General features: G+C 57.1%; 15 protein-coding genes. 11 read left to right on the forward strand and 4 right to left on the reverse strand.

Annotated features, from left to right (window positions below):
* Window positions 1-252 precede the first annotated feature (252 nt).
* The 6 genes from PQQ52_RS19470 (at window position 253) to copM (ending at window position 5,262) form a co-directional block, all read left to right on the forward strand.
* Window positions 253-924 carry a heavy metal response regulator transcription factor gene (locus tag PQQ52_RS19470; RefSeq protein WP_408214571.1) on the forward strand — a complete coding sequence of 224 codons (672 nt, stop codon included), beginning with the start codon at window positions 253-255 and terminating at the stop codon, window positions 922-924.
* A complete protein-coding gene (locus PQQ52_RS19475; protein WP_408214574.1) occupies window positions 921-2,318 on the forward strand; it encodes a heavy metal sensor histidine kinase in 1,398 nt (465 codons plus the stop codon). Before PQQ52_RS19470 ends, PQQ52_RS19475 begins: the two co-directional genes overlap by 4 nt.
* Before the next feature lie 105 nt (window positions 2,319-2,423).
* Complete coding sequence (locus PQQ52_RS19480; protein ID WP_408214577.1) at window positions 2,424-2,621, forward strand: heavy-metal-associated domain-containing protein; 198 nt, start codon at window positions 2,424-2,426, stop codon at window positions 2,619-2,621.
* Window positions 2,622-2,648: 27 nt separating this feature from the next.
* Complete coding sequence (locus tag PQQ52_RS19485; RefSeq protein WP_408214580.1) at window positions 2,649-3,611, forward strand: YVTN family beta-propeller repeat protein; 963 nt, start codon at window positions 2,649-2,651, stop codon at window positions 3,609-3,611.
* A gap of 23 nt (window positions 3,612-3,634) precedes the next feature.
* Window positions 3,635-4,843 (forward strand): permease, encoded by a 1,209-nt coding sequence (locus PQQ52_RS19490; RefSeq protein ID WP_408214583.1) that lies wholly within the window; start codon window positions 3,635-3,637, stop codon window positions 4,841-4,843.
* A 23-nt stretch (window positions 4,844-4,866) separates the two neighbouring features.
* A complete protein-coding gene (gene copM / locus PQQ52_RS19495) occupies window positions 4,867-5,262 on the forward strand; it encodes a CopM family metallochaperone (RefSeq protein ID WP_408214585.1) in 396 nt (131 codons plus the stop codon).
* A gap of 353 nt (window positions 5,263-5,615) precedes the next feature.
* On the opposite strand, the gene PQQ52_RS19500 is transcribed toward copM, so the two are convergent.
* Genes PQQ52_RS19500 through PQQ52_RS19510 form a run of 3 tightly spaced genes read right to left on the reverse strand, consistent with a single transcriptional unit; the run spans window position 5,616 to window position 7,400 of the window.
* The gene (locus PQQ52_RS19500; RefSeq protein WP_408214588.1) at window positions 5,616-5,831 is read right to left on the reverse strand and encodes a DUF1289 domain-containing protein; all 216 of its coding nucleotides are present in this window, start codon (window positions 5,829-5,831) and stop codon (window positions 5,616-5,618) included.
* 3 nt (window positions 5,832-5,834) lie between these two features.
* On the reverse strand, window positions 5,835-7,112 hold the full coding sequence (dmeF, locus tag PQQ52_RS19505; RefSeq protein WP_408214915.1) for a CDF family Co(II)/Ni(II) efflux transporter DmeF: 1,278 nt from the start codon (window positions 7,110-7,112) through the stop codon (window positions 5,835-5,837).
* A gap of 12 nt (window positions 7,113-7,124) precedes the next feature.
* Window positions 7,125-7,400, reverse strand: a complete 276-nt coding sequence (locus PQQ52_RS19510; RefSeq protein ID WP_408214590.1) for a metal/formaldehyde-sensitive transcriptional repressor — start codon at window positions 7,398-7,400, stop codon at window positions 7,125-7,127.
* 146 nt (window positions 7,401-7,546) lie between these two features.
* Between PQQ52_RS19510 and PQQ52_RS19515 the strand changes: the two genes are divergently transcribed.
* From PQQ52_RS19515 to PQQ52_RS19530, 4 genes are all read left to right on the forward strand, one after another.
* On the forward strand, window positions 7,547-8,608 hold the full coding sequence (locus PQQ52_RS19515; RefSeq protein ID WP_408214917.1) for a DMT family transporter: 1,062 nt from the start codon (window positions 7,547-7,549) through the stop codon (window positions 8,606-8,608).
* 104 nt (window positions 8,609-8,712) lie between these two features.
* Complete coding sequence (locus tag PQQ52_RS19520) at window positions 8,713-9,330, forward strand: class I SAM-dependent methyltransferase (RefSeq protein ID WP_408214593.1); 618 nt, start codon at window positions 8,713-8,715, stop codon at window positions 9,328-9,330.
* Between the two features lie 280 nt (window positions 9,331-9,610).
* Window positions 9,611-9,706, forward strand: coding sequence for an ABC transporter ATP-binding protein C-terminal domain-containing protein (locus tag PQQ52_RS19525; RefSeq protein WP_408214595.1), 96 nt, complete (start codon window positions 9,611-9,613; stop codon window positions 9,704-9,706).
* Complete coding sequence (locus PQQ52_RS19530) at window positions 9,703-9,951, forward strand: ATP-binding cassette domain-containing protein (protein WP_408214598.1); 249 nt, start codon at window positions 9,703-9,705, stop codon at window positions 9,949-9,951. The genes PQQ52_RS19525 and PQQ52_RS19530 overlap by 4 nt, the downstream gene beginning before the upstream one ends.
* Window positions 9,952-10,359: 408 nt before the next feature.
* Here PQQ52_RS19530 and PQQ52_RS19535 read toward each other — a convergent pair whose 3' ends face one another.
* Window positions 10,360-10,755 (reverse strand): hypothetical protein, encoded by a 396-nt coding sequence (locus tag PQQ52_RS19535; protein ID WP_408214600.1) that lies wholly within the window; start codon window positions 10,753-10,755, stop codon window positions 10,360-10,362.
* A 1,209-nt stretch (window positions 10,756-11,964) separates the two neighbouring features.
* Here PQQ52_RS19535 and PQQ52_RS19540 point away from each other — a divergent pair.
* A complete protein-coding gene (locus PQQ52_RS19540) occupies window positions 11,965-12,210 on the forward strand; it encodes a plastocyanin/azurin family copper-binding protein (protein WP_408214603.1) in 246 nt (81 codons plus the stop codon).
* Window positions 12,211-12,736: the final 526 nt, after the last annotated feature.

The raw sequence follows: 12,736 nt of genomic DNA on the forward strand, positions 1-12,736 counted from the left end.
CTGTAAGGTCAGGAATGTGTCATTGCGTAACCCGCGCTCTCTAAGGGCGCAGTGGCTCGCCGAGTACACGCCTCGAACCTTATCGCCGCGTACGTGACGAAGGGGTGGCCGGAAAATGACCAATTTTTCAGGTTGGCCGAAGATGAAAAAATTGTCATTTCCCCGTCATTTTCGATACACCTTCCCGGCACTACGCTGGGTACACTGATTTAATGTTCATAACCGGCGACGACCACCAGGCCGACCTCTCCCATGCGGATACTGATAGTCGAAGACGAGCCAAAAATGGCTTCTTACCTGCACAAGGGACTGACGGAAGCCAGCTACACGGTCGACATCGCCGATAACGGTAAAGACGGCCTCTTTCTCGCATTGCACGAAAACTTCGACCTGATCGTCCTCGACGTGATGCTTCCGGAACTTGGCGGTTTCGAAGTGCTTAAGCGCCTCAGGGCGCAGAAGCAAACGCCGGTACTGCTACTGACGGCCAGAGACACGGTAGACGACAAGGTTGAGGGGCTTGAGCTCGGCGCTGACGACTACCTGTCAAAACCGTTCGCCTATGCGGAGTTTCTGGCGCGCATTCGCTCGCTGCTAAGACGTGCGCCACGTGGCACTCGCGACGTGCTGACGATTGCTGACCTTGAGGTGGACCTCATCAGGCGCAGGGTTCGGCGAGGTGAGACCCGCATCGACCTTACCGCTCAGGAATTCGCGCTGCTTCAGTTGCTCGCGGAGCGACAAGGTGAGGTCCTGACTCGCACGTTCATCACGTCGCAAATCTGGGATATGAACTTCGACAGCGACACGAACGTGGTCGATGTTGCCGTCAAGCGCGTGCGCGCCAAGATTGATAATTCGTTTGATAAAAAATTGCTGCACACGGTTCGAGGCATGGGTTACGTGCTCGAGGACCGCTCGTGACGACCGGTACGTCCTCGTATTCCCTGCTCAAACGATTGACCCTGGCGTTCTCAACGGTCGCCATCCTGGTCTTCGCGCTGACAGGCGCATTCCTGTACAACGCGCTGTCCACCGAGTTGCAACGGCGTGATGACATCGAAATCAGCGGCAAGCTTAGCCAGTTTCTCCAACTGGCACGAGATACCGGTTCAGCGCAGGCGGTGCGCAATAAGCCCTCCGTGTTCCACGAGGTGCTGCTATCTCACCCCGGCGTCTATCTCGCCATATTCGACCGACAAGGCGCCGTCCTGCTTCAGCATTCGGACAGGCCGTCGGTCGACCTGGCGGCTACGCCAGCTACCCAACTTCCGAACGCACCGTATACCTGTGAGCCGGCTGGCATTGGTCCATCCCGCTGTGTCTTTGCCGATGAAACGTTACCGTCCGGCGATTCGGTTCGCGTATTACTCGTTCGCGCGGCGGCCGACCGCCAATCGTTGCTGGAAAGTTATCGGATAGATATCTGGCTTGCAGTGGCCGTCGGCGCGGCACTGGTCGGGGCGTTGGGCTACGCGGTCGCCCGGCGAGGATTTTCGCCGGTTAGAAGCATTGGGCGCCAAACTTCACGGATAGAAGCTCACAATCTGAGCGAACGGCTCGACATCGAGGGAGGGCCAATCGAGCTTCAGGATATCGCGTTCTCGGTCAATCGCATGCTTGACCGGCTCGAGCGCGCGTTCGTCCGTCTTTCGCAGTTTTCGTCCGACCTGGCGCATGACATGCGCACGCCTCTCGCCAACGTCATCAGTTCATCGCAGGTCACGCTGTCACGTACCCGAACCACCGAAGAGTACGAAGCGCTCATCGACTCCAATATCGAAGAGTGTGAGCGACTACAGCGAATGATTGAAAACATGCTGTTCCTCGCGCGCACAGACAACGCGCAACGGCTCATCAAAGTCGCAGAGTTCGACGCGAAAAGCGAATTGCGCCGGCTCGCGTCCTACTTTCAGGGACTGGCCGAAGAAGCTGGCGTGCAAATCGTTGTAGAAAGGAACGCCCGGATAGCCGCCGATGCGACGTTGTTTAGGCGCGCCGTGAGCAATTTGGTATCAAACGCACTCGACTATGCCTTCGCTGGGTCCTCCGTCGAACTGTCCTCGTTCGAATCGCCGAAGTACGCAGTCATCGAAGTGACAAACCAGGGCCGACCCATCGCGCCTGAGCACATCGACAAGATTTTTGAGCGGTTCTATCGAGTCGACGCGTCGCGGCATGGCTCAGCCAGAAATGCAGGTCTCGGCCTTGCTATCGTGAAATCCATCATGGAACTTCACCGTGGCAAAGTCGACGCCATAAGCGATGGTGAACGGACCACATTTACCTTGTACTTCCCACGCCTTGCCGCTGCCTAGGCTGTGACGGCGGGCAACAGAAGCACATATGTCACGATGGTTCTTGACCTTCCCGCGATGGGAAGGTCCATGCTAAGGGTTCTGATTTGCTACTGGAGGAAAAAAATGGAATTCGAAGTTAAGGACATGTCATGCGGCGGGTGCGCAAGCTCGATTACGCGGGCCGTCACCAACGTCGACCCGGAAGCGAAGCTCGACATCGATGTCACCACCAAAATCGTGAAAATCGATTCAGCGTTGCCACCAGAGCGTCTGGTCGCGGTAATTGAGGCAGCGGGATTTCACCCGACGGTCAACGCGTAATCACATCGTCCCACGGAGATAGCTGAAATGCGGTTCCCTCTTGGCACCTTACTGTTGATGTTCGCGTTTCAGCTTCCCGCTCATGCTGAAAACGTGATTGTGCTGAATTCTGCCGACGCGAGCGTGAGCCTCATTGACGAGTCGACGCAGAAAGTCGTCGATACGTTCCCGGTGGGAAAGGAACCTCACCACCTGATGGCAACGCCGGACAATCAGTCGCTGATTGTCGCGAACTCCGTGGCCAACAATCTCGTCTTTCTTGACCCCAAAACTGGGAAGGTCCAAAGATGGATGGCAGACATCGAAGACCCCTACCAGCTCGGCTTCTCATATGACCGAAAATGGTTTGTGACGAATGGGCTGCGCCTCGACCGCGTGGACATTTACCACTACGACGGAAAGAACTTCACGCTGGCCAAACGTGTGCCACTGGCGACGATGCCAAGCCACATGATTTTTTCTGCTGACAGCAAAATTGTTTTCGTCACGCTGCAGGTCTCGGGTGAAGTTGCCGCGATTGACCTCGCAACCCAGACTGTGCTCTGGAAGATGCCGGTTGGGAAAGCGCCCGCCGGCCTTTGGCTAACGCCAGGTGACAAATATCTACTGATTGGAATGACCGGCGCTGACTATGTGGCCGTCATCGATTGGCGCGCGCGCAAAATCGTGAAGACCATTCATACGGATAAGGGCGCGCATAACTTCCGCTCGCTCGTCGACGGCCAGCACATTCTGGTTTCGAACCGGGTCGGCAACACCATCAGCATCCTGGATGAGAACAATCTGTCCAACGTTGGGACCATCACCGGTCTGCTGCCAGGCCCCGACGACATGGAGCTGACGCCCGACAAGCGATACCTGTGGGTGACCTTCCGGTTCACCCGCTACGTCGGCGTCATCGATATGAAAACGCTGAAGCTCGTCAACACCATCAAGGTCGGAAAGTCCCCTCACGGCATCTACTTCTATAACCGCGCGCCGCTGGCGTAGGAGTTTCCACACAGGAGGTTGCCATGCAGATTGTCACCGCTCTCGGTCATGCGCTGTGGATGGCCTTCACGATGTTGTGGCAGATTTTCTGGGGACTGAGTCTCGGCTTCCTGTTCTCCGCGGTGATTGAAGTCGTGGTCTCGAAGTCCGAGATGTCGAAGCTTCTGCCTGACGCATCGCCTCGCTCGCTGACGGTCGCTAGCCTGCTCGGTGCGGCGTCCTCCTCCTGCTCCTATGCAGCCGTCGCGATGGCCCGCTCCATTGTGCGCAAAGGCGGCGACTTCACGGCCGCCATGGCGTTCCAGTTTGCAGCGACGAATCTTGTGCTTGAACTCGGCGTGCTGATGTGGGTGCTGATTTCCTGGCAGTTCGCCGCCGCTGAGTTCATCGGTGGCCCCATCATGATTGTCGTCCTGGTGCTGCTCTTCCGGTTCTTTCTCAAGGACTCGCTGAAGAGCGAAGCTATCGAGCAGGCGGACAAGGGTATCGCCGGGAGCATGGAAGGTCATGCGGCCATGTCGATGGGCGAACAGCACGGAACATGGAAGCAACACCTTTCGTCCAGAGAGGGATGGATAGCTATCAGCCATAGTTACGTGATGAACTGGGCGATGCTGTGGCGCGACATCGGTATTGGGTTGCTAATCGCTGGCGCGCTCGGCGCCTGGGTGCCGGACAGCTTCTGGCAGAAATTCTTCCTCGTCAGTCATCCGACGGCCGCAATGATTTGGGGTGCATTTGTCGGTCCCCTGATTGCGGTTGCGTCGTTCACCTGCTCCGTTGGAAACGTGCCGCTCGCTGCAGTACTGTGGAACGGCGGCATCAGTTTCGGCGGTGTCGCCTCTTTCATTTTTGGCGACCTCATCATCCTTCCCATCCTCAACATTTACAGAAAGTACTACGGCGGCCCGATGACGGTGTTCCTCGCTGTGACCTTCTATCTTGCGATGGTCTCAGCGGCGCTTGTGGTCGAAGCATTGTTCCAGTCCCTCGGGTGGGTCCCGACGGAACGGCATACGGCAGTTGTCGACGCAGCTATTACCCTCAATTACACAACCGTGCTCGACATCGTTTTCGGTGCAGTCTTCATCGTCCTGACGGTTGTATTTTTCAGGACCGGCGGTCCGGAGATGATGCGCATGATGGAGGGCGGTGAGCACGAACATGGCGCTCATGGGCATCACACTGCACATGACGACGCGCATCACCATCATCACGACCCATCCAACTGATTTCACCTGTAAGGAGCTTCAGCATGAAATACCCACGTTTCCTCAATGTCATCTCTGTCTGTGCTGGCGTGGCCATCTCGGGCGCGTCGTTCACGGCGCATGGGCAGCAGAGTGCGTCCATGCCTGCCATGAATATGTCCGGGTCGACTGCTGGTGATTCGAACCCGTCGACGCAGGCTTTCAAAGAGGGCGGCGAGCAGATGATGAAAAACATGAGTGCTCCCCCCTACACGGGAGATACCGACAAAGACTTCGTCGCTCACATGATTCCCCATCATCAGGGCGCGGTTAGCATGGCTGAGGTCGAGCTGAAATACGGCAAAGACCCCGCGATGAAGCGCTTGGCAAGAAACATCATCAAGGCGCAGAACGAGGAGATTGCCTACATGAAAAGCTGGGAGGCTAAGCATGGCAAGTAACGTCGTGTGACGCGGACAGCTCGCGTGAAGCGGAGAAGACCGGCGCACCTATCCGTTGCGGTCGGGATGAACAGGTGCGTGCGTGCTCGCATCCGAATGCTCGCTGAGGTATCTCTGAATGCCTGAGTTCCGGTCAAGCAATCCGAGCGCGTGCCTCGATTCTGTTTGACGGACAACTCCGGGGTTGCGCCTTTCGGCGACTACGTTTCGTGCTAGAAATGATGCAGCAGCAGAAGTTTCTCGACGTGTGTGCTGGCAGATGGTCCCAATGAACGGGCGCGCCTCTATCGCGCTATGTGTTGCAGAAGCAAGCAGGCGAAGTGGGGCCGCAGCGGCGGCCCCACTTGATGCATCTATCTGTCCGACGCTCTTCGCCCGGCAGATAACTCCGGGGACTCCCGCTGCAGGTTGGCCTGTCGCCGCGCCCGGTCGTTAATGACCTGATGGCGCCGGTGGTCCGTCATCTTCTTCCACCCCCGAATCTCGTCGAGCGTGCGAAAACACCCAACGCACAATTTGGTCTTGCCATCGAAGGCGCACACGTCAATGCATGGGGACTTGATTGCCATGCGTCAGGCCGACGCTGGCGCAGGTTGCACTTCAACGGTGACATGCGACAGCCCTTTGAAGCGCTCGAGCACGGTATGGTAGAAGCGCGAATCCCGCTGTGACTCATTGGTAGCAACCGACACTACGGCGCTCATGTGGCCCGGGCCTACGCGCCATACGTGCAGGTCAACAACCTTGTCGCCCCGGTCCTCGATAGCATGACGCACATTCTCAGCCATGCGTCGGTCGGGATTCATGTCGAGCAAAATCGCGCCCGTGTCGCGCATCAACCCGTAGGACCAGTTCGCAATCACGAGTGCTCCGATAACACCTGCGAGCGGGTCCATCCAGAGCCAGCCAAACGCACGCGCCAGTACCAGGCCAATAATTGCCAGCACGGATACCGCCGCGTCGGCCATCACGTGGATGTAGGCGGAGCGGATGTTGTGGTCCCGGGCAGTTGCGTCAACCGCGTCGTGGCCGTGCTCGTGCTCTTCGAACTCGACCTCGTGCTCGCCGTCCTGCATCCGCACGATGGCTTTGAAAGCGTGTGGTTCAGGAATGTCTTCCCTCGATTCCAGATAGCCGTCGCGGTCTGCAAATGCAAAGACCTGGCGCGCGCCGTCAGGTCGCATCGTCGTCACCGAAGCAGTCGACGCGTCCAGTCGCGAACTGTCTGTTGAAGGCGTAATGCGAAAAACGGGGGGCACGCCATCCTCGAAGATAGAAACGGCAAACACGCCGGACGGAGCAAAAATCTTCTGCGCCTCTTCTTCGTGAGCGTGGTCGTCATGACCATGGCTATGACCGTGACTATGACCATGGCTGTGTCCGTGATGGCCGCCGCTCAGCAGCCATACGCTTGCCAGGTTAACGAGCAGGCCGACTACCGCGATGGGAATCGCTTCGCCGAAGTGGATGGGCACCGGTGACAGGAAACGCGAGATAGCCTCGTAACCAATCAGCAGCGCAATCATCGCAAGCACAATGGCACTTGTGAATCCTGCGAGGTCGCCCAGCTTGCCCGTACCGAACACGAAACGCGAATCGGTGGCGTGCTTGCGGGCATAGGTGTAGGCGAGCGCGGCAATCAGCATGGCACCCGCATGGGTCGACATGTGCAGACCATCAGCGACGAGCGCAAGCGACCCGAACATGCTGCCGCCGACGATTTCAATCAGCATCATGGCGCTGCACAGCGCAATTACGGCCCACGTCTTTCGCTCGTTCTGTTCGTGACCAGCTCCAAGAAAGATGTGGTCATGTCCCGCGCCGAACGCGGCGTTTTTGAAATCATTCATTTCCAACCCTAATCACTTGAAATAGCTGTGAACAACCTCGATGAGTTGTTCGGTCGCACTATCACCGGGCTCCTCGCCGCTTTCCGCGTCGACAAGGTGGTTCCTGATGTGGTCCTCGAGCACAACGGCAAGCAGGCCATTCATCGCCCCTCGGCAACTCGTGATTCGCTGCAGGATGTCAGAACAGCCGTGCTCTTCTTCCAGCGCCCGTTCAATGGCTTCGACTTGCCCCTTGATACGGCGAGCCCTGTTGAGAAGCTTCTGTTTTTCCTGAACGGTGTGACTCATCGCATTCCCCCTATATACCCCTAGGGAGTATATACTTTTTCATAGCTTTTCATAGGGGGATGGGGTATTACCGCCAATCCGCCTTCCGGTATCTTACAAAGCGCCTGAAACACTTTATGAAGCTACTACTCGAAACCCGTCAATTCATGCACGCACGTCACAACGCCGCCTTGACCGCACTCCTTGCCGCCGCGCTATTCGGTGCGACCACGCCGCTTGCCAAGACTCTGCTCGGCTCTCTGTCACCATTTATGGTCGCGGGTCTTTTCTACCTGGGCAGCGGAGTCGGGCTTGCCATCGGAATTCTTTTTCAGCGCCTTCGCCGCACGGCGGGTGAACGGCAGAACGAAAATCGCATTCAGGTTTCGGAGTTGCCCTGGCTTCTTGGCGCCATTGCAGCGGGCGGTGTCGCCGGACCTGCGCTGTTGATGCTGGGCCTTAGCACGACCCCGGCAGCAACCAGTTCCCTACTGCTTAATCTCGAAGGTGTATTTACCGCGGTGATTGCCTGGGTCGTGTTTCGCGAGAACGTCGACCTGCAGATATTTCTCGGTATGGTTGCGATAGTGGCTGGCGGCGTCACACTATCCTGGCAACCCGGCGCAACTGGCGTGCCAGCGGGTGCTTTGCTGGTTGTGGGAGCTTCTGTTGCATGGGCTATCGACAACAACCTGACGCGAAAGGTGTCAACTAACGACGCCATGGTCATTGCCTGCCTGAAAGGGCTGGTCGCCGGTTCCGTGAATCTGGGCATCGCGCTGCTGATGGGGGCGCATCTGCCAGGCGTTGGCAAGATGGCTGCCGCCATGCTAACCGGCTTCGCTGGCTACGGCGTCAGTCTGGTTCTCTTTGTCGTTGCACTGCGCAACCTCGGTACCGCCCGAACCGGAGCGTATTTTTCAGTAGCGCCGATATTCGGGATCGCACTTTCGCTCATTCTGTGGCCAGAACTGCCGTCGCTGCTGTTCTGGGTAGCGACGGCACTCATGGCTCTGGGAATCTGGCTTCATATCCGTGAGCGACATGAACACCCCCATACTCATGAAGTTCTGGATCACAACCACCAACACAGGCACGACGAGCACCATCAACACGCTCACAACTTTGAATGGGATAGTGATGAGCCACACACGCATCCGCACCAGCACGTGCCCATTACTCACACGCACGCGCACTTCCCCGACATTCATCACCGCCATACGCATTGACTGTGCAACGACAATATTGCGTTCAGCCTGAGCCAATGGTCGTGCGGGGCTTCATCAGGTCCCCTATCATGGAACTGCAGACTGTACGGAACCGGGAACGCAGAATGGACAGCAAAGAGCATTGGGAAGAAGTCTATCGCTCCAAGGCATCTGACGCAATTAGCTGGTATCGCCCGCATCTTGAGACTTCGCTACAGCTGATTTGCGGAGTTGCGCCGGACCAGAGCGCTGCCATTATTGATGTGGGCGGGGGTGAATCGACGCTTGCAGATGATTTACTTGTACGCGGATATCGAAACCTGACGGTGCTCGATATGTCCGCCGTTGCTCTCGATGCGACAAAACGTCGGTTGGCTACTCTCGCCGACCAGATAGCGTGGGTCGAATCCGATATTGCGGTGGTTGACCTGCCCGAACATCGATACGACCTGTGGCATGACCGTGCCGTCTTTCACTTCCTGACCGAGTCATCACAACGAAGCGCATACATCCGCGTGCTGAAGAAAGCGCTCAAGCCTGGCGGCCACGTCGTAATTGGTACATTCGGGCCAACCGGTCCAAGCAGATGCAGCGGGCTGGAAGTGAGGCGATACGATGTTCAACGCCTGTCTGATGAAATCGGTGCCGGGTTCGAATTGCTAACGAGCGCGGTTGAAGACCACCGCACGCCCACTGGCTCCAGCCAGCAGTTTCTTTACTGCTGCTTCCAGAAGCAGCAGTAATCGGGTCGGTCAAAATCTCGGCATCGCGCTTTTCCCGCCTCATACCTGTAAGGAATTAACGGAACAGTGGGACCCGCCAGCTCTGCCAGTTACGGCGTTATCCAATTCATGTGCAGCATGAGCCTGACCGAAGCATCGGGGAACACCTGGTGGTGCGATACGCGCAGTACACGCAGCAATCCCCGGGGTTCGGTCTGAGCGTGGCCTTGCCATGCCATGCTCGAATTCGTAAATCCACACCCTGGCTGTCCCTTCCATCTGTCCGATCGAATCACGCACGGTGCTCGACCAGGGCAACCTCCTCGCCGAAGGCTCGCCAGAGGAGATCGCTTCCAATAAGGACGTACAGACCAGCTATCTGGGCAACACAGCGTGAGCGCCGCACTGATCGCCGAAGGGCTGCATACCTACTACGGCAAGCGCCATAACCTGCACGGCGTGAGCCTGACGGTCACGGAGGGGCGTATCACCACATTGCTCGGTCGCAATGGAGTCGGCAAGCCCACGACCTTGCGGACGCTGGTGGGTTTGACACGCGCGCTCCAGCCACGCGTGATGATCTTCGTAGCGGATGCCATCCGCTGGCCAACCCTCCGGATCGCCGCGTGTAGCGTCGGCTAGGTACCAGAGGGGGCGAAGAGTCTTCATCAATCTCAGTTTCGAGAAAAGCAGGACTTCGGCGCAAAGACAGTCGCCGACAACCTGTGCACGTTGCGGTGTGCCACCCGGTGACGAGCGTGGCAGCCGGCCGATCCGGCTTTACGCGATGGGGGACGCTCAAGTCTATCCTCGGCGCGCGCCTTCTCCGCATTGAGCACGCTCTGGACCGGCTTACATATGCAGTTGCCGTCATGCACCAGAACCGACGTCGCATCCGGCTCTCGAGCAACTACTCACGACCACCCAGAAAAACCAAGCGCCGTCATCATCTCGCATGCAAGGTCTCTTGAAGCAATCGGGCTTGAGAGCTTTGCCCCTCATCCCGGATTGTTCACCAGCCGTCAACGCCAGGACGTTTACCGACCTGCCTTAACTGAAGGTCTCTCCTGCGAACCCGGCGAATCGAGCGTGAAGAATAACCAACTGGCGCTGCGGGCAAGTTGCGGAAACCGATACAACACGGTGCCGAGCATCATGAAATATCACATCGTTTCGACCGACGGCAGAAACAAAGGCGTCCCAGGCGACGTACCTCACCGCTCCTACTATGCTTAGTATCAACGCCGCCGCTGAAAGACGAAAAATGGCGGTCTCAAAAAAATGCTCCGGTACACCAAATACCACAATCGCTGTCAATGCAATTAATTGGATCGACATCGCGGCAGCACACGCGGCTATCAAGTGCGCACGGAAAGCACGCACGGTCTCCGGCGCTTTCAGGTTAGGCCACGACATTGCCAACTTGAGCTTCGGTATCGTTCTCATTTCGGTTCGAGCTCCGGCATAACTTAATCAAACCGATTGGCATAAACCATCAAAAACAGACGCTATAACTAAATGATCCGCTTCACTCTACCGCAGTTATCTGAGGGAAACCTGAAGCATTCCAAGGCACGCGGCTTGCCATGTCGTGGGCGCGACCACCTTAAGCGTACTTCAGGTACTGAGGTAGGATCGCCTGTCAGAGCGATGCTGCGGCCAGATCCAGACTTTCCGATATTCCGTGCGTCTGGGAATAACTGTGACGACGGGAGGGGTGGTCCCATTTTGTCTGAACCGAATTTTCGCGATTTAAAGTAGAAGCTACTGGTCTTTGCGCTGCCGTTTTGATCGCAGGCGGCATCGCGAAATAGGTTCTCGTCTGGCGTGCGTCGGACAAACTCGATTGCGGGCGGAGTTGACTGCAACACCGTAGATAGGCTGCGATCGACCGGCTGCATTTCCGTGACCCGCGCCGCTCCCAAAACATCGGCAGCGCGTTCCTGTAGTTACCACTTCCATTATGTCATCTGGTTTGGGTGGACATCGAATTGCTTCGCCAGTGCGGCGATGCTACTCGCGCCGCGAACTGCTGCGCCTTCGTCCTGAATGCCGCTTGAGTGCATCCGTCGGGTTCTCTTCGTCGTCTTTCCGGGTTTCTCTGCCGAAACTATGTCCGGCTCGGAGACCAGCAACCCCACTGAACGCGACGTCCGAATTTGGGAGGCCATGCTTTAACACATCGAAGACGGCTCTTCATCATCACTTAAGCATTGAGCGACACACTAACTACTTCGCAGAAATCGGAGATCGTCCTGAGGTTAAAAACAGCCGAAGCGCAAGTCAATGAATCACTCGTCTGGTTGGAAAGCCAGCCGCCCGGTTCGTGAGCGATCCTGCGTCGCGCTCCGTGCGACTGTGCGCCCACAGTGGCTCCCCGGCATATAACGGGTTACGGTTTTCGACTTGCAGGCCGAGCAAACGGATTCAATCGCGCTGCCTTTTGGGAGAAAAAACATGCATCGTCACTCTTTAGTCCGTAGTCTAGCCACTCTCGGACTGGGATTTACCGCCTCACTAGCGTTCGCCGGAGAGCCGCCCTCTGTGACGGTGAGATTGTCGGACACGGCCGCTGGCAAGATGTTGCTCAGTCTCTCACCACCATCCGTAGGCGCGGGCCCGGTAGAGTTCACAATAAAGAATGAGTCGTCAACTATGAAGCATGAGTTCATGATCGTTCCATGGAAAGGCGAAAAGGATGCGTTGCCTTATGATTCGAAGACCCAGCAGGTTGATGAGAATAAGCTCAAGGCGATGCAGGGAGTCGAGGACTTGCTGCCAGGCCAAGCTGTCACGGTCAGATTTTCCCTCAGCGAAGGGCGCTACGTCGCGTTCTGCAACGAACCGGGCCACTATCGGGATGCAATGAGCGGCGTGTTTTTAGTTAATAGCGCGAGGTAAAGAGGCGCTGATAAATTTGCATTTTGCCTGATGTGACTTTTCGGTGATTACTGAAATTCACTCATAGTCAAGCGCAAGAGGTGAAAGAGTCCGCCTATGCGTTAATCGCTGAGTAGGTCGTCGGGACGTCAAGCGCACTTACACGCTGAGCGCGCGATGCTGCACTCCGCCGTTGAACGAGCAATGCAGATTCGCAAGAAGATCCTTGGAGGAACGTGAATGCCCAAACAGGGGCAATCCTGAGCAGCCGTTGCGAAGCAGGCCACCGCCAGATCGCGCGGCGGCCTGATGGAGTCCATATTGCTATCGATTAGCCTGCTTTCGCCGCTGTCTCTCTGGCGAGCAGTCGCTTCGCCTGTTGATCGCCGGCTCCCGCTTCCTTTGCGGTCTGAACTGAGGTTTCGGTCGCTTCCGCCAAGGCCGCGCGGCCAGCGCTGCTGATGCTGACACGGTAGGAAGCGGGTGGCGTGCCTGAGCCTGCTGGCTTCCCGGACGTCAACGTCGCGTCCGGTGACCCCGTTCCTTT

It is taken from the genome of Paraburkholderia sediminicola, assembly GCF_046030555.1.
In the GTDB taxonomy this organism is placed as follows: Bacteria; Pseudomonadota; Gammaproteobacteria; order Burkholderiales; family Burkholderiaceae; genus Paraburkholderia; species Paraburkholderia sediminicola_E.